Genomic DNA, 21,191 nt, shown 5'->3' with positions numbered 1-21,191 from the left:
TTTGTCTTACCTGGCCTGACCGGGTAACACGCTGCTCCGAGGGCATGGACCCCTGATGAAGTTCGGGGTGATGCAGCCCTCACCCCACTCCCACCCGCTGGAACAAGCCGCCCGGCAGGCGGCCAACGTGCCCCATGAGTTCCAGCTCCAACAGTTGTGCCTGCATTTGTGCGGTGCTCCAGCCGCAACGCGCTTGCAGGGCGTCCAGACTCACCGGGTCGTGGCCCATGGCCCGCAGCAAGTCGGGGTCTGGCTGGCCGCTGCTGGCTGTGTCACTGTGTTTGGCCGCAGCCTCCAGCGCCATCGAGCCACGCGCCAGCGGCCCGGGCAGAGGCAGCTCTTGCAGCACATCTTGTGCAGATTCCACCAGTTTGGCCCCCTGTTTGATCAACTGGTGGCAACCTTTGGATTGGGCCGAGTGGATTGAGCCGGGAATGGCCATCACGTCGCGGCCTTGCTCCAGCGCTTGTTGAGCGGTGATCAGCGAGCCCGATTGCAGGGCGGCTTCAACCACCAAAGTGGCCTGCGACAAGCCCGAAATCAGCCGGTTGCGCCTTGGGAAATGGGGTGCCAGCGGCGGCGTGCCCAGGGGGTATTCGCTCAGGATCAGGCCACGCAGGGCAATCTGGTGCGCCAGCTCGCGGTGCTGGCGCGGGTAGACCCGGTCCAGGCCCGTGCCCACGATGGCGATGGTGGCCAAGCTGTCGGCAGCGGCGCCGAGCAAAGCGCCTTGGTGGGCTGCGCCGTCCACGCCCAGCGCCAGTCCTGAGACGATGGTCAGGCCACTGGCGGCCAGGCTGCGCGCAAAATCGCGGGCGTTGGCTGCTCCTTGGGGTGTGGGGTTGCGGCTGCCCACCATGGCCAAGGCCTGCTGTGTTTTGAGTGGTTGCAACTTGTCGGTCTGGCCCAGGGCATACAGCATCAGGGGCGGGTCAGGAATGTCGAGCAAGGCGGCCGGGTAGTCGGCATCGCCCAGGGTGACGATGGCTCGGGTCAGGTCTGTCGTGCTTCCTGCGTGCAGCCATTGCCAGGTTTCGCTGGTCAGGCTGGCCCAGCCATCGGGCGCTTGTCCCAGAGCCTGGGCTTGCTGCGCCGAGACGATTTGCCGCAAGGCGGATTGGTTTTGCGCGAACAGGGCATGGGGCTGCCCGAACGCTGCGAGCAATCGCCTGGCTGTTTCGGGTCCAACACCCGGCGTGAGCACCAGCCGCAGCCACCCACCCAGTTCTTCTGAGGTTTTGACCATTTTTGTCTCCCTGTGCAGCCTTGTTGGCTGTCTGTGGAGGCATTGTGGTCCAAAGGGCAGGCCTTGCCTAGACTTGGCAACGCTGCCAAATCAGCCAGTCCCGGCCTCAGGCTGCAGGGGTTTGGCGTCGGTGGGCCAACCGGCCAAACACGAAGTGGTTGGCCAACACCACCGTCCAGCAGATGAAGCCGGTCCACAAGGTGTGGCTGGGGTAATGCGCTCCCCGCAAGGTTTGGGTCATGCCCAGCAAAGCGCCCATCAACAAAACCACCAGCAAAATCCGTTGGCCTGTTTTCCGCCGTGGTGCCGAATCGGAACCCAGCCAAGGCAGGGCCAGGCCCAGAAAGGCCAAGGCCGAAGACACATGCCCACCCGGAAAGCAGCGTCCCGAGCCACCGTCTGGCGAGCCCCACAGCCAGTGCGAGACATACACCGCTTGGCCCCCAAAGGACTGCAATTCCCAGGGGCAGCTGCTCAAGCTGAAACTTTTGAGGGTGCTGATGGTGATCAAACTCAGGGTGATGCCCACCACGATTTCTGTACGCTGCAGCCGCGTCAGTTGTCGAAAAACGGCTTGGGGCCACCAGACCATGATCACCAAGGCCAAATAAACCACGATGGCGAATTGTTTGGCCCGGGTGTGCAAAATGGTTTCCAGCCACCAGTTGTTGCGCAGCAAAAATCCTCTGCTGTCAGCGATCGCGTGCATGAAGCCCACGTCCAGGCCGGAGAAATCCCAAGCCAGCAAGCACATCAGCGTGACCCAGGTGATTTGCCCCAAGCGGCGGGATGGAGAGAGGTCTCCGATGCGGGCGTAGTGGTGGGGTGAGGTCATGGGCCGGGTCAGTCAAAGGGGTCTGAGGGATCGCGCACGCTCGTGGCCATCACGTTGCACCGAATGTAAGGGCGTTTGCGTCAAAAATCCTCAGCAACCGTTTTGAATACGGCATTTGAGCGGCGCCTGAGCGCAACTTCATGGGCCCTGTCTAGAATCAAGCCCTTGTGTATCTTGAGACAACGCTGTGATGAAGCTTCTTATTGCGCCCGCGGCGTGGCACCCCACGCGACTGTTGGCGGTCTTGGTTTTTTGGCTGGCAACGGTGGGCAACTTGCCGTTTTGGATGGCGATTTGGAAATTGCCAGAGACCCAAGGCCTGCGAGCGCTGAGCACGATGGGCAGTTTGTGGCTGATCTTGTTGGCTTTGCTGGGTTGGTTTTTGTGCCTGTGGGTTTGGCCCCGATGGCTCAAGCCGGCAGGCTTGGTGCTGTTGATCACCGTGACCTCCAGCAGCTACTTCATGCTGACGTATGGTGTGGTCATCGACACCAGCATGCTGGCCAATGTGGTGCAAACCGATGTGCGCGAGGTGCGCGACTTGTTGTCCTGGCCGATGCTGGCAGCGGTGTTGCTGGGGGTGGTTTTACCGGGACTGTGGCTTTGGCGGCAGCCCATTCGTGCGGTGCCCCTGCGGTCTTTGATCTGGCGGCAATTGGGCGTGGGCTTGCTGGCATTTTTGGTGGCCCTGGGCTTGTTCTGGATGTCGTTTCAGGACATCGCCTCGCTCACACGCAACCACAAGCAGTTGCGCTACATGATCAACCCGTTCAACAGCCTCTACGGCTTGACCCGCCTGGCTGTGGGGCAGGCAACCCAGGCCGCTCAGCCCCTGCAGGCCATTGGCGAGGACGCAAGTTTGCGCGCACCCCCCGCCAGCGAGGCTGCGGCCCCCCTGGTGGTGTTGATTTTGGGCGAGACGGCCAGGGCCGCCAATTTCGGCCTGGGGGGTTATGCCCGCGACACCACGCCGCAGTTGCGCAAAATTCAGGCGCAGGGCGATCTGGTCTATTTCTCCGACGTCAAGTCCTGCGGCACCAGCACCCAGACGTCGGTGCCGTGCATGTTTTCTCACATGGGCAAAGCGGCTTACGAAGACAACAAAGCGCGCTTTGAAAGCGTGCTCGATGTGCTCCAGCGTGCCGGTTTGGCGGTGCTGTGGCTGGACAACCAGTCGGGCTGCAAAGGCGTGTGCGATCGAGTCCCCAATGTGGCGACCACGGCGCTGAAGGTGAGCGACTATTGCCAGGGCGGCGAATGCCTGGACGAGGTGATGCTGCACGAGCTGCCCCAACATTTGGCGGCGCTGGACCCGGCCAAACGGGCCAAAGGCACGGTGGTGGTGATGCACCAGATGGGCAGCCACGGCCCGGCTTATTACAAGCGCTCACCGGCAGCGATGAAGTCTTTCCAGCCTGAGTGCAGCAGCCACGCGCTGCAAAACTGTCCGCCCGAGCAGATCGTCAATGCCTACGACAACTCGATCTTGTACACCGACCACTTCATTGCCAAAACGGTGAATTGGCTGCAGGCGCAGTCGCGCCCCACGGCGCTGATGTACCTGTCCGATCACGGCGAGTCCTTGGGTGAAAAAGGCCTGTACCTGCATGGCATGCCTTACAGCCTGGCCCCCAAAGAGCAAATCCATGTGCCCATGCTGGTGTGGTTGTCCAAGCCCCTGCAACGTGAGCGCAATTGGCGCATGGATTGCCTGCAATCGCAGAGCGCCAAGGCCTTGTCGCACGACCACCTGTTCCATTCGATGTTGGGCTTGAGCCAGGTCAGCACCCGTTGGGCCAAACCGGAGTTGGACTTGTTTGCGGCTTGCTCGGCGGGTCGCTGAAGGCCTGCCCCCCACACGATGCGCCCTGCCTTCGGCAGGCGCATCGGAAATTGGGGACAATACGCCCTTGATTTCCTTTCCGTGTTGATGCCATGGCCCTGCTCCCCATCCTTTGCTACCCCGATCCTCGCCTGCACAAAGTGGCCCAGCCCGTGCAGGCGGTAGACGCCCGCGTGCACGCCCTGATCGACGACATGCTGGAGACCATGTACGAGGCCGGCGGCATTGGCTTGGCCGCCTCGCAGATCGATGTGCACGAGCGCCTGGTGGTGATCGACACCTCTGAAGAGCGCAACCAGCCCATGGTGCTGGTCAACCCCGAGATCACCTGGATGAACGAGGAGCGCGTCAAAGGCGAAGAGGGTTGCTTGTCGGTGCCCGGCATTTACGACGGCGTCGAACGCGCCACGCAAGTCAAGGTCACGGCCATGGACCGCGATGGCCAAATCCGCACGATCGAGGCCGAAGGCATGCTGGCCATTTGCATCCAGCACGAGCTGGACCACCTGATGGGCAAGGTGTTTGTGGAATACCTCTCGCCGCTCAAGCAAGGCCGCATCAAGACCAAGATGGTCAAAGCCCAAAAAGCCGGGCGCTGATCCCCCTTATGCGTTTGATTTTTGCGGGCACACCCGAATTTGCCCAAGTGGCGCTGGCCGCCCTGCATGCGGCGGGCCACGAGATCGTGCTGGTGCTGACCCAACCCGACCGGCCTGCTGGGCGCGGTATGAAGCTGCAGCCCTCGCCCGTCAAGCAATGGGCCCAGGACCACAGCATCCCCGTTGCCCAGCCGCGCAGCCTGCGCCTCGATGGCAAATACCCCGAAGACGCCGCCGCCGCCCGCGAGACCCTGTTGGCTGCGAAAGCAGACGCGATGATCGTGGCCGCTTACGGCCTGATCCTGCCGCAGTGGGTGCTGGATTTGCCGCCCAGGGGTTGCCTGAACATCCATGCTTCTTTGTTGCCGCGCTGGCGTGGTGCGGCGCCCATCCACCGCGCCATCGAGGCGGGCGATTCGCAAACTGGCATCACCATCATGCAGATGGATGCGGGCCTGGACACGGGTGACATGCTGCTGACGCTGCCATGCACCATGGCGCCTGAAGACACCACCGCCGTCCTGCACGACCGACTGGCCGCGTTGGGTGGGCAAGCCATCGTGCAGGCACTGGCCAGCTTAGGCAGCCTGCCCCGCCAGCCCCAGCCCTTGGAGGGCGTGAATTACGCGCACAAGATCGACAAAGCCGAGGCCGCACTCGACTGGACTTTGAGCGCCGAGCTGCTGGCGCGGCGCATTCGGGCCTTTGACCCGTTTCCGGGCATGACCGTGCCGCTGGCCACCGCCTCCGGTGTGGAAACCCTCAAGCTCTGGCAGGCCGTGGCCGAAGAAGCCGAAAAGACCGCCGCGCCGGGCACCGTGCTCAGCGCCGATGCGTCTGGCGTGCGTGTGGCCTGCGGCGAGGGCCAGCTGTGCTTGACGCAGTTGCAGCGCCCCGGTGGCAAGCGCCTGAGCGCGGCCGATTTCTTGCGCGGCTGCCCCTTGCTGCCGGGTCAGAGATTGGTGGCCTGATGTTTTTCCGGCCCACGCTCTACCGCCGCGCCGAGTTCTGGCAAGGCCTGCGCGACCTGGCCCCGCAAGCGCCGGGTGTGGCGGCTTGGGGCCTGATGACCGGGGTGGCCATGGTCAAGTCGGGCATGAGCGTGTTCGAGGCCGTGGCCATGACCATGCTGGTGTTCGCGGGCAGCTCGCAGCTGGCGGCCATTCCGCTTTTGGTGGCCGGGGCCCCGGCCTGGGTGATTTTGGCGACCGGTTTTTGCGTGAACCTGCGCTTTGTGGTGTTCAGCCTGCACCTGCGGCAATACCTGATGCACCTGCCGCGCTGGCAGCGCATGTTCCACGGCTATTTCACCGCCGACATCACCTATGTGCTGTTCATCCGGCACTGTCCGCACCCGGCCACCACAGACGACGAGCGCACCGGGCAAGAGGCCTATCTGGCGGGCAACTACTTTTTGAACTGGGGCAGCTGGATCGTGGCCAGCCTGCTGGGCGTGGGCCTGGCCAACCTGATTCCGCCCGAATGGGGTTTGGGCTTTGCCGGCATCTTGTGCCTGCTGGGCATCCAGTGCTCGCTGGCCAGCTCGCGCATGCGCATGCTCTCGGCCGCCGTGGCGGGTGCGGCCGCCGTGGCCGCCTACCATTTGCCGCTCAAGCTCAACATCGTGGTGGCGATTGCCGTGGCGGTGGTCTTGTGCCTGACGGTCGAAAAAATCCGCCCTGAACCCAAGGTGGCCGCATGAACATGACCGATCTGTGGTCTTTGGCGGTGATCGTGGGCTTGGCGGTGGTGACGGTGGTGACGCGCAGTTTCTTTTTCATCTCCAGCAAGGCCTGGCAGCTGCCCCATTGGGCGCAGCGCGGTCTGCAATACGCGCCCATTGCCGCGCTGTCGGCGGTGGTCATTCCTGAAATCATCACCGTGCAGGGCGAGCTGGTCAGCACTTGGCAAGACGCACGCTTGTACGCCGCTGTCGCCGGCGTGGCCGCTTACTTTTGGCGGCGCGATGTGCTGGTCACCATCGTGGGCGGCATGGCGGTGTACTTGCCTTTGCACCTGGGCCTGGGCTGGTAAACAGGGCCACCCCTGTCTGGTGAGCGCGAGCCCTTGATCGCGAAGGGGTGCCCGGCCACTGCTTTTAAAATCGAGCCCAATTTCCCGATACAGGACAAGTCCCTCATGAACGTCATCCGTTTTTCTGATCTGTGTGCCAAGGGCCAAGTCGCTGGCCAACGCGTTTTCATCCGCGCCGACCTGAACGTGCCGCAGGCCGATGACGGCAGCATCACCGAAGACACCCGCATCCGCGCCAGCGTGCCCTGCATTCAAATGGCGCTGGACGCAGGCGCTGCCGTGATGGTGACCAGCCACTTGGGTCGCCCCACCGAGGGCGCGTTCAAGCCCGAAGACTCTTTGGCGCCGGTGGCCAAACGCTTGGGCGAGCTGCTCGGCCGTGATGTGCCCTTGCTCGCCAACTGGGTCGATGGTGTCACCCTGGCTACCGGCCAGGTCGTGCTGCTCGAAAACTGCCGCGTTAACCAAGGCGAGAAGAAAAACAACGAAGCGCTCGCCCGCAAGATGGCCCAGCTGTGCGATATCTATGTGAACGACGCCTTTGGCACCGCCCACCGCGCCGAAGGCACGACGTATGGCATCGCCCAGTTCGCGCCCATCGCTTGTGCGGGCCCCTTGCTGGCCGCCGAGATCGACGCCATTGGCAAGGCCCTGGCCAACCCGAAGCGCCCGCTGGCGGCCATCGTGGCCGGCTCCAAGGTCAGCACCAAGCTGACCATCCTCAAGAGCCTGTCGCAAAACGTCGACCAGCTGATCGTGGGTGGCGGCATTGCCAACACCTTCATGCTGGCAGCGGGCCTGAAGATCGGCAAAAGCCTGGCCGAAGCCGATTTGGTGGGCGAGGCCAAAGCCGTGATCGAGGCCATGAAGGCGCGTGGCGCCGAAGTGCCCATCCCGACCGACGTGGTGGTGGCCAAGACTTTTGCTGCCGACGCGGTGGCCACCGTGAAAAAAGCCACCGAGGTGGCCGATGACGACATGATCCTGGACATTGGCCCGGAGACGGCGGCCAAACTCGCCGCCCAGCTCAAGCAGGCGGGCACCATCGTGTGGAACGGCCCGGTGGGCGTTTTTGAGTTTGCGGCCTTTGAAAACGGCACCCAAGTGATCGCCCAGGCGATTGCCGAGTCCGACGCGTTCAGCATCGCGGGTGGCGGCGACACGCTGGCGGCGATTGCCAAATACGGCATCGAAAAGCAGGTGGGCTACATCTCGACCGGCGGTGGCGCGTTCTTGGAAATTCTGGAAGGCAAGACTTTGCCTGCGTTCGAGATTTTGATGAAGCGCGCCGCGGGCTGATTGGACGCTTTGTCTGGGCGCGAGACGCCGATTGCGATGGATCACCCCACAAAAAAACCCCGCATGGCGGGGTTTTTTGTTTGGGGAAAAGACCCGATCAGGCTGGCGTGGCCGGCGGCAGGTTGCCACGCACTGGGCTGGTCATGTTGCCCTTGAAGTCGGTCCAGCATTCGCGTGTGAAATCGTACATCTTGCAGTTTTTGGCGGTTTCGAAATACCACTTCCACGAGAAGGGCTGAACGATGATGCGCCCGGGCAGCATTTCTTCGAGCTTGGCCTGGGCTTTCTTCAGGCGGTACAAAGGCACGCTCATGTCCACGTGGTGGGCGGTGTGCTCCATGATGTGGTGCATCAGGGCGCCGATGTTGAAGGGGAAAGTCAGGTGTACGGTGGTCGAAACGAAGGGCGCCGCTTTGGTCCAGGCGGCCTTGTTGTCGTGCCAAGACACCTTCACATGGGTGTGGTGGACATAGACCACAAAGCCGATCATGGTGTTCCAGAAGAAAAAGGGCACCACAAAACCCAGCAAAAGCGACAACCAGACCGACTGGCCGGTGTACACGGCAGCCGCTGCGATGGTGGCGATCCAGAAAACGCCAAACAGGCTCACCAGCAGGCTGTCCTTGAAAAAGATAGGACGGCGGGTGGGCATGTGGGTTTTGTTGGGGAAGAACTCGCGCTTCCACCAGATCTCGATCATGTAATACAGGCCCGGCGCCCAGCCGCTGCGGTAAGCACGCTCGAGCAGCTTTTGCATGGGGCTGAGGGCCTCAAACTCGGCGGCCGTCAGAGGGGTCCAGACGAAGTCTACGCCCTTGAGGTTGGTGTAACCGTGGTGCACCACGTTGTGGCCGGTGTCCCACAGGCTGTAGGGTGTGAGCGAGGGCAAAAACGCGATGCGGCCCAGCACCTTGTTGAGTTCACGGTGGGGCGTCAGGCTCTGGTGGCAGGCGTCATGGCCGATGATGAACAGGCGGCCGATCACGAAACCTGCGGCCAACGCGCACAACACTTTGGCCCACATGGCGTCCAGGGCGATGGTGCCGGCAATCAGCGCCAAGAACAGGGCGTAGTCCGTGATCAGCAGCACAAAGGCGCGGAAGGTGCTGCGCTCGGACAGGGGAATCAGCCACTCGCGCAAGGTCTTGCGGTGCGGCAAAGGCTGGTCCGGTGTGATGGGGGCCGAGTTGGTGGGTGTGTGTAGTGCGGTCATGGCGCTTGAAATTGAATCGCTCAAAGCAGAGTTTAGTCGCCAGAGGGTTTCCATGGGCTGACAAGGATCAATTCAGGGTCATGGCAGGGGGAAGATGGTGTATGCCTTCGGCTTGGCGGGCCACACGCGGGGGGCGAGGGTCTTGCTTCTCGTGGGACCCGTTGGAAAGAACCCGTTATGTAACTGTTTTCGTGTGAGAATTGAAACCAAATTACATGGAGATGTCCGAATGCCCCGTCGCGCCACCAAGATTGTTGCCACCTTAGGCCCTGCTTCCAGTGACCCAGCTTTGCTCGAAGCCATGATCCGTGCGGGCGTCAATGTGGTGCGCCTGAACTTCAGCCACGGCAAGGCCCAGGACCACGTGGACCGCGCCCGTTTGGTGCGCGAAGCCTCGCAACGCGCTGGCCGCGAAGTCGCCATCATGGCCGATCTGCAGGGCCCCAAGATCCGCGTGGGCAAGTTTGCCGAGGGCAAAGTCATGCTCGAGCCCGGCGCACCGTTTGTGCTGGACGCCTCGCGCACCGAACCCGGCGATCTGCAAGGCGTGGGCCTGGATTACAAAGAGCTGCCCCGCGACGTGAAAGCCGGCGATGTGTTGCTGCTCAATGATGGCCTGATCGTGCTCACCGTCAACGCGGTCAAGGGCGAACAGGTGCACACCACCGTCAAGCTCGGCGGCGAGCTGTCCAACAACAAGGGCATCAACAAGCAAGGCGGCGGCCTCACCGCCCCGGCCTTGACCGCCAAGGACATGGACGACATCAAAACCGCCATGAGCCTCAAAGCCGACTATGTGGCGGTGAGCTTCCCCAAAAACGCGACCGATATGGAAATGGCCCGCCAGCTGTGCAATGTGGCCGGTGCCGAATACGGCCACAAACCCGGCCTGATCGCCAAGATCGAACGCGCCGAGGCCATTCCGCACCTCGAAGCCATCCTCAAAGCCAGCGACGGCATCATGGTCGCCCGGGGCGATTTGGCCGTGGAGGTGGGCAACGCCGCCGTGCCCGCCTTGCAAAAACGCATGATCAAGCTGGCCAAGGTGCATGACAAGGTGGTCATCACCGCCACCCAGATGATGGAGAGCATGATCACCAACCCGGTGCCCACCCGCGCCGAGGTGTCGGACGTGGCCAACGCCGTGCTGGACGGTACCGACGCCGTGATGCTGAGCGCCGAGACCGCCGCGGGCAAATACCCGCTGGAAACCGTGGAAGAAATGGCCAAAATTTGCGAGGCGGCCGAAAACGCCGAAGACGTGCAGCTCGATGCCGACTTCCGGGGGCAGTCGTTCAGCCGCATCGACCAGTCGATCGCCATGGGCGCTTTGTTCACGGCCCACCATTTGGGGGCCAAAGCCATCGTGGCCATGACCGAGTCGGGCTCCACCGCCTTGTGGATGAGCCGCCACCGTGTGCACATCCCGATTTACGCCCTGACCACCAAACTCAGTTCGCAGCGCAAGATGGCGCTGTTCCGCAATGTGCGGCCGCTCTTGATGGACACCAGCGCCGACCGCGACACGGCTTTGGCGGAAGCCGAGGCGCACCTGAAAAAACGGGGCATTGTGGGCGCGGGCGATGTGTACGCCATCACCTGTGGCGAGCCCATGGGCTCACCCGGCGGCACCAACATGCTCAAAATTTGCCGAGTGGCCTGAGCGCCGCAGGGGCGCTGCTCAGCCCCTTGTCAGACCCCGGACTGTAAAATTCGGGCAGTGACACGTCGGGTACATGCCCGATTTGCCGAATTTTTAACTTTCTGGGGACTCTCACCATGGCACTCGTTTCCATGCGCGAACTGCTGGACCACGCGGCCGTCAACGGCTACGGCATTCCAGCTTTCAACGTCAACAACCTGGAGCAGGTTCAGGCGGTCATGACCGCGGCCGACGAGGTCGGTGCCCCGGTCATCCTGCAAGCCAGCGCGGGAGCGCGCAAATACGCCGGTGAGGCTTTCATCAAGCACCTGATCCAAGCCGCCACCGAGCAGTGGCCGCACATCCCGTTGGTGATGCACCAGGACCACGGTCAAAGCCCGGCGGTTTGCCAGGGCGCGATCGGGCTGGGTTTTTCGTCCGTGATGATGGACGGCTCTTTGCTCGAAGACGGCAAAACGCCTGCCGACTTTGCCTACAACGTGGACGTGACCCGCCGCGTGGTGGACATGGCCCACTTGTTGGGCGTGTCGGTTGAAGGCGAACTCGGTTGCCTGGGCAACCTCGAAACCGGCGAAGCCGGTGAGGAAGACGGCATTGGCGCCGAAGGCAAGCTGGACCACAGCCAGATGCTGACCGACCCCGAAGAGGCCGCGCAGTTCGTGAAAGCCACCGGCCTGGACGCGCTGGCCATTGCCATTGGCACCAGCCACGGTGCTTACAAGTTCAGCCGCAAGCCCACAGGCGACATCTTGGCCATCAGCCGTGTCAAGGAAATCCACCAGCGCATCCCCAACACCCACTTGGTGATGCACGGCTCGTCCAGCGTGCCGCAAGAGCTGTTGGCCATGATCAACCAGTACGGCGGCAAGATGAAGGAAACCTACGGCGTGCCGGTCGAGGAAATCCAGGAGGCCATCAAGCACGGTGTGCGCAAGATCAACATCGACACCGACATCCGCCTGGCGATGACCGCTGCTTGCCGCAAGTTCCTGTTTGAAAACCCTGACAAGTTCGACGCCCGCGAATGGCTCAAGCCCGCCCGCGAAGCGGCCAAGCAAATCTGCAAGCAGCGCTACCTGGAGTTCGGCTGCGAAGGCCAGGCCCCCAAGATCAAGGGCGACAACCTGCAGGTGGTGGCCGCCCGCTATGCGCGGGGCGAATTGGCGCAAGTCGTGAACTGAGCCTGCGATAATTGACCCGAATGGCCCGTTGACTGTTCAACGGGCCTTTTTATTTGTTGCTTGACTGTTTTGCCATGACCTCTGCCCTCCACACCTCGGCCCTGACTTCCTTGCCCCTGCTGGCGCGAGGCAAGGTGCGTGACAACTACGCGGTGGGTGAGGACCGGATTTTGATGGTGGCGTCTGACCGCATCAGCGCCTTTGACGTGATCATGGGCGAGCCCATTCCGGGCAAAGGCGTGCTGCTCACGCAAATGGCGCTGTTCTGGTTTGACCAGCTCGGCCCCAAGGGTTTGAACATCTGCCCAATCCACCTGACGGGCGAGGCCCCCGAGAGCGTGGTGTCGGCCGATGAAGTGCCACAGGTGCAGGGCCGCTCCATGCTGGTCAAGCGCCTCCAGCCCATCCCGGTCGAGGCCGTGGTGCGCGGCTATCTGGCCGGCAGCGGCTGGAAGGAATACCAAGACAACCAGGCCGTGTGCGGTGTCCAGTTGCCCGCCGGCCTGAAAAACGCGAGCCTCTTGCCCGAGCCGATTTACACCCCGGCGGCCAAAGCCGCCGTGGGCGAGCACGACGAAAACATCACTTTCGAGCAAACCGTGGCCATGATCGGTGCCGACCTGGCCACCCGCATCCGCGACATCAGCATCCGGCTGTACAAAGCGGCGCGCGACATCGCTGCGGCCAAAGGCATCCTCATTGCCGACACCAAGTTCGAATTTGGCCTGGACGCCGATGGCACTTTGGTGCTGATGGACGAGGTGCTCACGCCCGATTCTTCGCGTTACTGGCCGGCTGCCAGCTATGCCGAGGGCGCTAACCCGCCCAGTTATGACAAGCAGTTTCTGCGCGACTGGCTTGAAACGGCCTTGGTCAACGGCAAGCCCTGGGACAAGACGCCACCTGCGCCTCGGCTGCCGCGCGAGGTCATCGAGAAAACCTCGGCCAAATACCAAGAAGCGATGCAGCGCCTGCTGGGTTGAGCGGCCGCTTTGGCCGCTGCAAGCCGCGAGGGGCCACTGCCCAGTGCTCGCAAATACCCTTGACGCACCCGCAAAGCGCGCCAAAATGCAGGCTTTCCTGTCGTTGAGTGGGTAGGGTGAGCCTGTGGGCCATTCAGGCGCCAGCACCCACCGGAGCACTGCATGAACCTTTTCCGATCGGCCACCCCTTTGATGGTGCAGTACGCCCATTACCACCGCGATCGCCGCAACATCGTCACCCATCTGTTGGGCATTCCCCTCATCTTCATGTCGATCGGCGTCTTGCTCCTGGCCCCGTCGTGGGAAGTCATGGGCCACGCGCTGACGCTGGCTTGGTGTGCTTGGGCCTTGACCAGCCTGTGGTACCTGACGCGGGGGGATCTGTTGTTGGGTTTGGCGACCTCCCTGGTCAATGGGGCCTTGATCGCGGCCGCCCACCAAGTGCCTGCTTGGTCAGCGGTTTGGGGCCTGACGGTGTGGCAGGCCGGCCTTGGCCTGTTCGTGCTCGGCTGGGCCATCCAGTTCATTGGGCATTACTTTGAAGGCCGCAAACCCGCTTTTGTGGACGATGTGGTGGGCTTGCTGGTGGGCCCCATGTTTGTGGTGGGTGAGGTGCTCATGGCGCTGGGCTTGCTGCAAAAAATGCGCCGGGACATCGAGCGACAGGCGGGACCGACCCACTGATTCGGCACCGCGCCAGCGCTGAGCCGGCACTGAGCCGGCCAGCGCCCATGCGCCTTTTCAGTTGAGCGCCATGCTCAACTTGCGGCGGTAGCTCGAAATCATGGCCAGCAACGGGTCTTCCTGCACAGCGGCTTTGCCCATCAACTCGATGCCACCGGCCGATTTGCCCGTGCCGTCTTGCGTTTTGGGTTTGGGCGGCGTCATCAGCTCGAGCAGGGCCACAAAGGTTTTGCGCGGGGCTTCGTCGTCCCATTTCTTGTCGCGCATGATGATCTCCAGCAACTCGTCCATGGCCGCTTCCCATTGGCCCACGGCGATCAAGAGGCGGCTTTTGGCAAAGCGGGTTTCGAAATCGCGCTTGTTCTGGCCAATCAATTCGTCAAACTGGGCCAATTCCCACTGACCACGCGGGTCCTGGGTCACAAACTCCAGCGCGTTGAGCCATTGGGTCTGCGCCTCAAAACGCAGCGGCACCGGGATGCGGGCCATGGCCGGGGCCAGCAAGGCGGCGGCTTCGGCCAGCTCGCCCTCACCGATCAACAGTTTGACCAAATCGAAGCGGGCGTCGTCGTTGCCGGGATCGGTGGCCAGGGCTTGCTCCAAAGCGGCGCGGGCACTTTGGGCGTCACCCGCTTGCAGGTGCTCTTGGGCTTCTTGGGCGGCAGCTTGGGCCTGCAGTTCCTCGGCGGCGGGCAGGTGTTTGTCCAGGAACTGCTTGACCTGGCCTTCGGGCAAAGCGCCCATGAAGCCATCGACCGGCTGACCGTTTTTGAGCAAAACGCAGGTCGGGATGCTCTTGATGCCAAAGGCCTGGGCCAGTTGCTGCTCTTCGTCTGAGTTGATCTTGACCAGTTTGAAGCGGCCTTCGTAAGCGGTTTCGACTTTTTCGAGCACCGGGCCCAACGATTTGCAAGGACCGCACCAAGGTGCCCAAAAATCCACCAACACGGGCGTGGTCATGGAGGCTTCAATCACCTCGGCTTCAAAATTTTGTATCGTGACGTCCATCATGGCGGGCAGTGTTCCGGGTTGTGTTTCGGCTCCGGCTGGGGCGAAACCTTAAAATTCGACATTGATCACGAAAAGCACCCAATGACTCAAGCGCTCATCGGCGTCGTCATGGGTTCCAGCTCCGACTGGGACACCATGCAGCACGCAGTCCAGATTCTCCAACAGTTTGGCATCCCCCACGACGCCCGCGTGGTTTCGGCCCACAGAATGCCGGACGATATGTTTGCCTATGCACAAAGCGCGGCCGAGCGGGGCTTGCAGGCCATCATCGCAGGCGCGGGCGGCGCGGCCCACCTGCCGGGCATGATCGCGGCCAAAACCGTGGTGCCGGTGCTGGGTGTGCCGGTGCAAACCCAGGCGCTGTCGGGTGTCGATTCGCTGCACAGCATTGTGCAAATGCCCAAGGGCGTGCCCGTGGCCACCTTTGCCATTGGCGCAGCGGGCGCGGCCAATGCCGCTTTGTTTGCGGTGGCCATGCTGGCCAACCAGGATGCGGCGCTGCGCCAAAAACTCGAAGCCTTCCGCGCCGAGCAAACGGCGGCTGCGCGCGCCATGAAACTCCCACCCGTGGGTGCTGCATGAGCCGCGCCATCTTGCCCGGGTCCATGGTCAATGGCCAGATGGCCACGCTGGGCGTGATGGGGGGTGGCCAGCTGGGCCGCATGTTCGTGCACGCGGCGCAGGCCATGGGCTATTTCACCGCCGTCCTCGACCCCGATGCGGCCAGCCCCGCCGGACGGGTGAGCCACCACCACATCCAGACCGATTACCTGGACGAGCAAGGGCTGGCGCAGTTGATGCAGCGCTGCGCGGCCATCACCACCGAATTTGAAAACGTGCCTGCCCCTGCACTGTTGACCCTGGGCGCCCACCGCCCGGTGGCCCCGGCGTCCGAGTCGGTTGCGATTGCGCAAGACCGCGCTGCCGAAAAGGCCCACTTTGTGCGCTGCGGGGTGCCGGTCGCGCCGCACGCCGTGATCGAGACCGCCGCGCAACTGGCGGCTGTGGGCGACGATTTGCTGCCGGGCATCTTGAAGACCTCGCGCATGGGCTACGACGGCAAGGGCCAGATCCGTGTCCAGACCCGCGAGGCACTGGCTGCGGACTGGGCCCAATTGAAAAACGTGCCCTGCGTGCTCGAAAAAATGCTGCCCCTGAAGGCCGAGTGTTCGGTCATCGTGGCGCGGGGGGCCGACGGCCAGCTGGTGAATTTTCCGGTGCAACTGAACCTGCACCGCGACGGCATTCTGGCCGTGACCAGCGTGTACGACGGCGCTGTGCCCGCCGACGTGGCCGCCCAAGCCGTGGCCGCCACCCGCGCAATTGCCGAGGGTTTGAATTACGTGGGCGTGCTGTGCGTGGAGTTTTTCCTCCTCGAAGGTGGCCAGCTGGTGGTCAACGAGATGGCGCCGCGTCCGCACAACAGCGGCCACTACACCCTGGATGCCTGCGATCAGTCCCAGTTTGAGCTGCAGGTGCGCACGCTGGCGGGCTTGCCGCTGACGCAGCCGCGCCAGCATTCGAGCGCCATCATGCTCAACCTGCTGGGCGATCTGTGGCCCGAAGTCAGCACCACCAGCAAAGGCCCGACCAGCCCCGCTTGGGCGCAGGTGCTGGCGCTGCCTGGCACGCACTTGCACCTGTACGGCAAGTTGTCGGCCCGCCCCGGCCGCAAGATGGGCCACCTGAACATCACGGCTGCCAGCCCTGAGGCCGTGCGTGCCACGGCCTTGCAGGCGGCCGTTTTGCTCGGTATCGAAGCGTTTTAAAGACCACCATGATCCTGAGTGCCTCGCACGCCGCCATCGCGCAGTCTGCGCAAGCTTTGCGTGACGGTCAGTTGCTTGGCCTGCCCACCGAGACCGTGTATGGCCTGGCGGCCAACGCCAACGACGATGCGGCGGTGGCGCAAATTTTTGCGGCCAAAGGCCGCCCTGCCGACCACCCGCTGATCGTGCATGTGGCCAGTCAGGACCAGGTGCCTTTGTTTGCGGTGCAGGTGCCCGAGTTTGCGCAGCGTTTGATGCAGGCTTTTTGGCCTGGCCCCCTCACCTTGATCCTGCCGCGCCGCAGCGGCGTGGCCACGGCTTCGGCGGGCGGACAAGACTCGATCGGGCTGCGCTGCCCCTCGCACCCGGTGGCGCAAGCTTTGTTGCAAGCTTGTTTGCCGTTGGGCGTGCTGGGCGTCTCGGCCCCCAGCGCCAACCGCTTTGGCCGCGTGAGTCCCACCACCGCGGCACATGTGCAGTCCGAGTTGGGCCCTGAATTGTTGATTTTGGACGGTGGTGAATGCGCTGTCGGCATCGAGTCCACCATCATCGACTGCACCCGGGGCGAGCCCGTTTTGCTGCGACCCGGACACATCACGCGGGCGCAAATTGAAGCGGCTTGCGGCCGCGCCGTGCTGGGTAAAGACGCGCCGCAAGCGGCACTGGGTCAGCCCGCGCCCCGCGCCTCGGGCACGCTGGCGTCGCATTACGCTCCGCGCGCCAAGGTGCGCCTCCTGTCGGCGCCAGACATCGCGGCCAAACTGCAGGCCCTGGGGCCGCACGCCAACAATCTGGGGGTCTGGTCGGCCGAGCGCCCTGCCAGCGACCCCGTCATGGGTGCAGGCGCGGGTGCAGGCGTGTTGTGGCGTGAGCAAGCCAGCACAGCCGAGCAAGCCGCGCACGATTTGTTCAGTGTCTTGCGCGACCTGGACGCCCGGGGCGTGACGCAAATCTGGGTGCAGCTGCCGCCCGACACGCCCGAGTGGGAAGGCGTGCGCGACCGACTTGAGCGGGCTGCGGCTTGACGCGGCTTCAGCGGTAACGCAACTTCATCACCAAAATCATCAGCGCCAGGCTGGTGGTGATGGCGTTGGCGATGATGATGGGCCAAGCCACCATCAAGATGCCATAGACCAGCCACAGGGCCACGCCCACGGTGAAGAGGCTGTACATGCCCAATGAGATGCCGCTCACGTCACGCGTGCGAAAAGTCTGCCAGGCTTGCGGGATGAAGCTGGTGGTGGTCAGGATGGCGGCCAAAGAGCCAACCCAGTCGATGAGGTTCATGGTGTGCTTTGGGGGAGGGGCTTTAGGCGCTCATGGATGGCGAAGCTGGCCTCGTACTGACAAAAAAGCCGTCATCGCGAGGAACGAAGTGCGCCATGTCTGGCACGGTCCGGTTGTTCTTTTTGGGCAGGTGGCGCGGTGTCGCGCACCGTCCATTCCAGCAGCTGGTCGAGCGCGGCCCGGGCCTGGTGGGCGTTGGGGTGGTGCAGCACGGCCACCAGGGTGTAGCGCTGGCCGCTTTGGCCCTGCACATAACCGGCCACCGAGGCCACATCGCGCAGCGATCCTGTCTTGAGCCAGGCATGGCCGATCACGGGCGACTGCGGGCTGCGGTCTTTGAGGCGGGCGGCGGTGCCGTCCACCCCGGCAATGGCCAGCGAGTCGACAAAGTGCCGGGCGTGCGGGCTGGCGTGGGCGGCCTGCAGCAAAGCGGTGAGGGCCTGCGCGGTGCTGCGCTCATGGCGTGACAGCCCCGAGCCGTTGTCCAGCACCGGCTCAGCGTGACCGGCAAAGCCTTGACGCCACCATTGCGACAGGCGCAAGCGCGAGGCCTCAAAGCGCCCGGGTGCGCCCATTTCGCTCGACAGCGTCAGGTACAGCTGCTGCGCCATCACGTTGTTCGAGAATTTGTTGATGTCTTGGATGATCTCGGACAAGGGCAAGGAGGGCGCTTCCAGCAGCAGCCGAGCCGATGCAGGGCGGGGGCCGTAGCGCACCTGTCCCGTGAGCTTCCCGCCCCCTTCTTGCCACAGGGCCTGCATGACGCGGGGCGCATAGGCTTCGGGCTCGGGGTAGGCCACCGGCCATTCGCGCTCACCGCAGCTGGCGGGGTAGCGTCCTGTAAAGCGCACTTGCTGGGGCTGGCTGAAGTCGGCTTGGAGCTGGCGACGCCAGTCGCTGCAAGGGGCCTGTGTCAGCGGCAATTGCGTGGGGGCGGAAAAACCCGCCAGCGGTGGCTCAAAGCGCACCTGCACCAGGCCGCTGGCGGCGTCGGGCGTGAACTTGTAGACCACCGCCTTGAAGTTGAGCAGCAGCCCGTCGGGGCCCGCGTTGTAGGGCCGCAGGGGTTCGTCATCAAAGGGCTCACTGCGTTCGCGCACGTCGAACACGCTGCGGTCGAGCACGATGTCCCCGCGCACCTCGCGCACACCCGCTGATCGCACTTGGTTCAGCAATTCCTGCAGGCGCTCGACCACCAGCTTGGGGTCGCCGCTGCCGCGCACGACCAAGTTGCCCTGCAGCACGCCATCGCGCACAGGCCCGTCGGTGTACACCCGGTTGCGCCAGACGTGATCCGGCCCCAGCAGGCTCAAGCCGGCGTAGGTGGTGAACAGTTTCATGACCGAGGCCGGGTTGACACTGGCTTGCGCATGGTGTGACAAATGCCGTGGCAAGGCTTTTCCAGACCCTGGGCCATTGGGCAGGGGGGCGATGAGCACGCTCAGGGCCGAGGGGGGAACTTGGGCCTTTTGCAGGGTTTGCAGGACCTGCCGGGGCAGCGCAGCGTGGGCGCGGCCACCAGGGGTTTGCTGGTCCCCCTCGGTGTGGGTGAGGCGGCTGTTTTGTGCACTGCTTTGGGCGCTGGCCGGCCAGACCAGCGCGCTGCTCAGGGCCAGCGCTGCACTGGCGGCGTGGGCGAGTGTGAACAAAAATGGGCGCCTGGCGCGGGAAGCGGACATCGCGCAAGTCTAACGGGCACAGGCGAAGATCCGGCGGCAAAGGACAAGCTTGCACTGTGGCCCCGTATGATTCGGGCCATGCGATTTTCTTCAAAAACCGTGGGTCTGGCTTCGGCGGTCATCACGGTGCTCATCTGGACCGGTTTCATTGTCATTGCGCGGGCTTCGGCGTCACGGGGCTTGCTGCCCCTGGACATCGCGCTGGCCCGCGTTCTCGGGGCCAGCAGCATCTTGTTGCCTTGGGCTTGGTGGCTGATGCGCTCCGCTCGCCAGGCCGGGCAGAAAGTGGGCTCTTTGGGCGGATTGTCGCCTTTGCCCTTGGCCCCAACCGTGCAGGCCGGCTTGTTGGGGGGCTTGCTTTACGCCGTACTGGCTTACACAGGCTTCTTTTTTGCGCCGGCCTCCCATGCTTCGGTGCTCTTGCCCGGCAGCTTGCCCTTGTGGACCACCTTGCTGGCCTGGCTGGTCTTGCGTGAGCAAGTGTCATCGGCCCGCACACTGGGGCTGGGTTTCATTGTGCTGGGCGATGTGCTGGTGGGCGGAGCCAGCTTGCTCATGGCTTTTGACGGCGGCGAAGTTTGGAAGGGCGATTTGCTGTTCATGACCGCCGCTTGCTGTTGGGCGGGTTACAGCATCACGGTGCGCCGGCATGGGCTGGACGCGGTGCGAGCCACCATGGCCATCACCGCGTTTGCGTTTGTCAGTTTTGTGCCCGTGTACCTCACTTTGATTGGCCTGGGGCTGTTGCCTACTCATTTGATGCAGGTGCCTTGGACCGAGGTCCTGTTCCAGGCCGTGTTCCAGGGCATGGGCTCGGTGGTCATCTCGGGCATCACCTTCACCCAGATGGTGCGCCACTACGGCCCGGTGCGGTCGACCATGATCACGGCCCTGGTGCCGGGCCTGTCTGCTTTGGGTGCGGTGTGGTTTCTGGGCGAGCCCATGCATTGGAATTTGCTGGCCGGGCTGGCGCTGGTCACAGGCGGCATTTTGTTTGGCGTGCGGCAGGTCAAAAAGCCCGAGGTCGCTCCCCTGTCGTCCCCACCTGGAGGTCGGCCATGAGCGGCAGCGCTGAGCGACGTTGGCTGGCCTTTGACACCAGCACCGATGTGCTGTCTTTGGCCGTGGCACGCGGCCAGCAGGTCTGGAGCCAAACCCTGCCCGGTGGCGCACAGGCTTCCAGCGGTTTGATCCCGGCGGTGCTGGCCTTGCTGGACGAGGCCGGCATGCCGCTGGCCTCGCTCGACGCCATCGTGTTCGGCCGGGGCCCGGGCTCATTCACCGGCTTGCGCACGGCCTGCGCTGTGGCGCAAGGCTTGGCCTTTGGGGTCGATCTGCCGGTGTTGCCTGTTGACACCCTGCTGGCCGTGGCCGAAGAGGCACGCTGGTCGCAAGTGCAAGCGGGGGCTCTCGCGCCCGATACCGCGCTCTCTGTGCTGGCGCTTTTGGATGCCCGCATGGACGAGGTCTACAGCGCCGTTTACCACTGGCAGCCCGTGCCGGGGGCAAGCCACGGGCTTTGGCAGGAAGCCGCACCCTTGCAGGTGGGTGCCCCTGAAAAATTGCAGATGCCCGAGGGCCGCATGGTGTTGCAGGCGGGCAATGCCTTTGCCGCTTACGGCGATCGTTTGTTGCAGGGGGTGTCCGGTGGTTTGCGCTGCGAGGCCCTGCCCACCGCTGCCGCTTTGCTGCGCCTGGCCCCGGCCTTGTGGGCGCAGGGTTTGGCGGTGCCGGCCGAACAAGCCATGCCGCTCTATATCCGCGACAAAGTGGCCAACACCACCGCCGAGCGCGACGCCATGAAGGCACAAGCCCTGCAGGCCCAGTCTGCTTTGGCCAAGGCCACGGCGCAGCCATGAGTGCGG

General features: G+C 63.6%; 21 protein-coding genes. 15 read left to right on the top strand and 6 right to left on the bottom strand.

The window, feature by feature from the left end; genetic code table 11:
- Nucleotides 1-79 precede the first annotated feature (79 nt).
- Together dprA and LHAB_RS03530 are read right to left on the bottom strand one after the other, a co-directional pair.
- On the bottom strand, nt 80-1,246 hold the full coding sequence (dprA, locus tag LHAB_RS03535; RefSeq protein ID WP_090044006.1) for a DNA-processing protein DprA: 1,167 nt from the start codon (nt 1,244-1,246) through the stop codon (nt 80-82).
- Between the two features lie 106 nt (nt 1,247-1,352).
- Complete coding sequence (locus tag LHAB_RS03530; protein ID WP_228763333.1) at nt 1,353-2,081, bottom strand: phosphatase PAP2 family protein; 729 nt, start codon at nt 2,079-2,081, stop codon at nt 1,353-1,355.
- A 190-nt stretch (nt 2,082-2,271) separates the two neighbouring features.
- Here LHAB_RS03530 and LHAB_RS03525 point away from each other — a divergent pair, with 190 nt between their 5' ends.
- The 6 genes from LHAB_RS03525 to LHAB_RS03500 all read left to right on the top strand — a co-directional run bounded on the left by LHAB_RS03525 (nt 2,272) and on the right by LHAB_RS03500 (nt 7,856).
- Nucleotides 2,272-3,924, top strand: coding sequence for a phosphoethanolamine transferase (locus LHAB_RS03525; RefSeq protein ID WP_228763332.1), 1,653 nt, complete (start codon nt 2,272-2,274; stop codon nt 3,922-3,924).
- A 92-nt stretch (nt 3,925-4,016) separates the two neighbouring features.
- A complete protein-coding gene (gene def / locus LHAB_RS03520) occupies nt 4,017-4,523 on the top strand; it encodes a peptide deformylase (protein WP_090044005.1) in 507 nt (168 codons plus the stop codon).
- 8 nt (nt 4,524-4,531) lie between these two features.
- The gene (gene fmt / locus LHAB_RS03515; protein ID WP_090044004.1) at nt 4,532-5,494 is read left to right on the top strand and encodes a methionyl-tRNA formyltransferase; all 963 of its coding nucleotides are present in this window, start codon (nt 4,532-4,534) and stop codon (nt 5,492-5,494) included.
- On the top strand, nt 5,494-6,225 hold the full coding sequence (locus LHAB_RS03510; RefSeq protein ID WP_090044003.1) for an AzlC family ABC transporter permease: 732 nt from the start codon (nt 5,494-5,496) through the stop codon (nt 6,223-6,225). Before fmt ends, LHAB_RS03510 begins: the two co-directional genes overlap by 1 nt.
- Nucleotides 6,222-6,557: an AzlD domain-containing protein gene (locus LHAB_RS03505; RefSeq protein ID WP_090044002.1), complete on the top strand. Its 336-nt coding sequence runs from the start codon at nt 6,222-6,224 to the stop codon at nt 6,555-6,557. Before LHAB_RS03510 ends, LHAB_RS03505 begins: the two co-directional genes overlap by 4 nt.
- A gap of 105 nt (nt 6,558-6,662) precedes the next feature.
- Nucleotides 6,663-7,856, top strand: coding sequence for a phosphoglycerate kinase (locus LHAB_RS03500; RefSeq protein ID WP_090044001.1), 1,194 nt, complete (start codon nt 6,663-6,665; stop codon nt 7,854-7,856).
- A gap of 97 nt (nt 7,857-7,953) precedes the next feature.
- On the opposite strand, the gene LHAB_RS03495 is transcribed toward LHAB_RS03500, so the two are convergent.
- Complete coding sequence (locus tag LHAB_RS03495; RefSeq protein WP_090044000.1) at nt 7,954-9,069, bottom strand: fatty acid desaturase; 1,116 nt, start codon at nt 9,067-9,069, stop codon at nt 7,954-7,956.
- Between the two features lie 229 nt (nt 9,070-9,298).
- Here LHAB_RS03495 and pyk point away from each other — a divergent pair, with 229 nt between their 5' ends.
- The 4 genes from pyk to LHAB_RS03475 all read left to right on the top strand — a co-directional run bounded on the left by pyk (nt 9,299) and on the right by LHAB_RS03475 (nt 13,580).
- A complete protein-coding gene (gene pyk / locus LHAB_RS03490; protein WP_090043999.1) occupies nt 9,299-10,732 on the top strand; it encodes a pyruvate kinase in 1,434 nt (477 codons plus the stop codon).
- A 116-nt stretch (nt 10,733-10,848) separates the two neighbouring features.
- Nucleotides 10,849-11,913 carry a class II fructose-bisphosphate aldolase gene (gene fba / locus LHAB_RS03485; protein ID WP_090043998.1) on the top strand — a complete coding sequence of 355 codons (1,065 nt, stop codon included), beginning with the start codon at nt 10,849-10,851 and terminating at the stop codon, nt 11,911-11,913.
- A 74-nt stretch (nt 11,914-11,987) separates the two neighbouring features.
- Entirely contained in the window at nt 11,988-12,896 is a 909-nt protein-coding gene (locus LHAB_RS03480; RefSeq protein ID WP_090043997.1) for a phosphoribosylaminoimidazolesuccinocarboxamide synthase, read from the top strand.
- A 162-nt stretch (nt 12,897-13,058) separates the two neighbouring features.
- Nucleotides 13,059-13,580: an Mpo1 family 2-hydroxy fatty acid dioxygenase gene (locus LHAB_RS03475; protein WP_090043996.1), complete on the top strand. Its 522-nt coding sequence runs from the start codon at nt 13,059-13,061 to the stop codon at nt 13,578-13,580.
- 57 nt (nt 13,581-13,637) lie between these two features.
- On the opposite strand, the gene trxA is transcribed toward LHAB_RS03475, so the two are convergent.
- Nucleotides 13,638-14,591, bottom strand: coding sequence for a thioredoxin (gene trxA / locus LHAB_RS03470; protein WP_090043995.1), 954 nt, complete (start codon nt 14,589-14,591; stop codon nt 13,638-13,640).
- An 81-nt stretch (nt 14,592-14,672) separates the two neighbouring features.
- Here trxA and purE point away from each other — a divergent pair, with 81 nt between their 5' ends.
- From purE to LHAB_RS03455, 3 genes are read left to right on the top strand one after another with little or no spacing between them, the layout of a single operon-like run.
- Nucleotides 14,673-15,173: a 5-(carboxyamino)imidazole ribonucleotide mutase gene (gene purE / locus LHAB_RS03465; RefSeq protein ID WP_090043994.1), complete on the top strand. Its 501-nt coding sequence runs from the start codon at nt 14,673-14,675 to the stop codon at nt 15,171-15,173.
- Complete coding sequence (locus LHAB_RS03460; RefSeq protein ID WP_090043993.1) at nt 15,170-16,360, top strand: 5-(carboxyamino)imidazole ribonucleotide synthase; 1,191 nt, start codon at nt 15,170-15,172, stop codon at nt 16,358-16,360. Before purE ends, LHAB_RS03460 begins: the two co-directional genes overlap by 4 nt.
- Before the next feature lie 8 nt (nt 16,361-16,368).
- On the top strand, nt 16,369-17,385 hold the full coding sequence (locus LHAB_RS03455; RefSeq protein ID WP_090043992.1) for an L-threonylcarbamoyladenylate synthase: 1,017 nt from the start codon (nt 16,369-16,371) through the stop codon (nt 17,383-17,385).
- Between the two features lie 7 nt (nt 17,386-17,392).
- Here the strand turns inward: LHAB_RS03455 and LHAB_RS03450 are convergent, their stop codons facing one another.
- Complete coding sequence (locus LHAB_RS03450) at nt 17,393-17,647, bottom strand: SemiSWEET transporter (RefSeq protein WP_090043991.1); 255 nt, start codon at nt 17,645-17,647, stop codon at nt 17,393-17,395.
- A 71-nt stretch (nt 17,648-17,718) separates the two neighbouring features.
- Nucleotides 17,719-19,326 carry a D-alanyl-D-alanine carboxypeptidase/D-alanyl-D-alanine endopeptidase gene (gene dacB, locus LHAB_RS03445; RefSeq protein WP_090043990.1) on the bottom strand — a complete coding sequence of 536 codons (1,608 nt, stop codon included), beginning with the start codon at nt 19,324-19,326 and terminating at the stop codon, nt 17,719-17,721.
- Nucleotides 19,327-19,404: 78 nt separating this feature from the next.
- Between dacB and LHAB_RS03440 the strand changes: the two genes are divergently transcribed.
- Both LHAB_RS03440 and tsaB read left to right on the top strand, forming a co-directional pair.
- Complete coding sequence (locus LHAB_RS03440; RefSeq protein WP_090047610.1) at nt 19,405-20,388, top strand: DMT family transporter; 984 nt, start codon at nt 19,405-19,407, stop codon at nt 20,386-20,388.
- A complete protein-coding gene (gene tsaB, locus LHAB_RS03435; protein ID WP_090043989.1) occupies nt 20,385-21,185 on the top strand; it encodes a tRNA (adenosine(37)-N6)-threonylcarbamoyltransferase complex dimerization subunit type 1 TsaB in 801 nt (266 codons plus the stop codon). Before LHAB_RS03440 ends, tsaB begins: the two co-directional genes overlap by 4 nt.
- Nucleotides 21,186-21,191: the final 6 nt, after the last annotated feature.

The sequence above is a fragment of the Limnohabitans sp. 2KL-27 genome, assembly GCF_001269345.1.
Lineage (GTDB): Bacteria > Pseudomonadota > Gammaproteobacteria > Burkholderiales > Burkholderiaceae_C > Limnohabitans_A.
Note: the sequence above shows the minus strand (reverse complement) of the source record. Positions and strands in the feature narration are given on the sequence as shown.

What these genes read in the sequence shown, in the direction of transcription:
- dprA (WP_090044006.1), bottom strand. Translation starts at nt 1,246, where the DNA reads ATGGTCAAAACCTCAGAAGAACTGGGTGGGTGGCTGCGGCTGGTGCTC.
- LHAB_RS03530 (WP_228763333.1), bottom strand. Translation starts at nt 2,081, where the DNA reads ATGACCTCACCCCACCACTACGCCCGCATCGGAGACCTCTCTCCATCC.
- LHAB_RS03525 (WP_228763332.1), top strand. Translation starts at nt 2,272, where the DNA reads ATGAAGCTTCTTATTGCGCCCGCGGCGTGGCACCCCACGCGACTGTTG.
- def (WP_090044005.1), top strand. Translation starts at nt 4,017, where the DNA reads ATGGCCCTGCTCCCCATCCTTTGCTACCCCGATCCTCGCCTGCACAAA.
- fmt (WP_090044004.1), top strand. Translation starts at nt 4,532, where the DNA reads ATGCGTTTGATTTTTGCGGGCACACCCGAATTTGCCCAAGTGGCGCTG.
- LHAB_RS03510 (WP_090044003.1), top strand. Translation starts at nt 5,494, where the DNA reads ATGTTTTTCCGGCCCACGCTCTACCGCCGCGCCGAGTTCTGGCAAGGC.
- LHAB_RS03505 (WP_090044002.1), top strand. Translation starts at nt 6,222, where the DNA reads ATGAACATGACCGATCTGTGGTCTTTGGCGGTGATCGTGGGCTTGGCG.
- LHAB_RS03500 (WP_090044001.1), top strand. Translation starts at nt 6,663, where the DNA reads ATGAACGTCATCCGTTTTTCTGATCTGTGTGCCAAGGGCCAAGTCGCT.
- LHAB_RS03495 (WP_090044000.1), bottom strand. Translation starts at nt 9,069, where the DNA reads ATGACCGCACTACACACACCCACCAACTCGGCCCCCATCACACCGGAC.
- pyk (WP_090043999.1), top strand. Translation starts at nt 9,299, where the DNA reads ATGCCCCGTCGCGCCACCAAGATTGTTGCCACCTTAGGCCCTGCTTCC.
- fba (WP_090043998.1), top strand. Translation starts at nt 10,849, where the DNA reads ATGGCACTCGTTTCCATGCGCGAACTGCTGGACCACGCGGCCGTCAAC.
- LHAB_RS03480 (WP_090043997.1), top strand. Translation starts at nt 11,988, where the DNA reads ATGACCTCTGCCCTCCACACCTCGGCCCTGACTTCCTTGCCCCTGCTG.
- LHAB_RS03475 (WP_090043996.1), top strand. Translation starts at nt 13,059, where the DNA reads ATGAACCTTTTCCGATCGGCCACCCCTTTGATGGTGCAGTACGCCCAT.
- trxA (WP_090043995.1), bottom strand. Translation starts at nt 14,591, where the DNA reads ATGATGGACGTCACGATACAAAATTTTGAAGCCGAGGTGATTGAAGCC.
- purE (WP_090043994.1), top strand. Translation starts at nt 14,673, where the DNA reads ATGACTCAAGCGCTCATCGGCGTCGTCATGGGTTCCAGCTCCGACTGG.
- LHAB_RS03460 (WP_090043993.1), top strand. Translation starts at nt 15,170, where the DNA reads ATGAGCCGCGCCATCTTGCCCGGGTCCATGGTCAATGGCCAGATGGCC.
- LHAB_RS03455 (WP_090043992.1), top strand. Translation starts at nt 16,369, where the DNA reads ATGATCCTGAGTGCCTCGCACGCCGCCATCGCGCAGTCTGCGCAAGCT.
- LHAB_RS03450 (WP_090043991.1), bottom strand. Translation starts at nt 17,647, where the DNA reads ATGAACCTCATCGACTGGGTTGGCTCTTTGGCCGCCATCCTGACCACC.
- dacB (WP_090043990.1), bottom strand. Translation starts at nt 19,326, where the DNA reads ATGTCCGCTTCCCGCGCCAGGCGCCCATTTTTGTTCACACTCGCCCAC.
- LHAB_RS03440 (WP_090047610.1), top strand. Translation starts at nt 19,405, where the DNA reads ATGCGATTTTCTTCAAAAACCGTGGGTCTGGCTTCGGCGGTCATCACG.
- tsaB (WP_090043989.1), top strand. Translation starts at nt 20,385, where the DNA reads ATGAGCGGCAGCGCTGAGCGACGTTGGCTGGCCTTTGACACCAGCACC.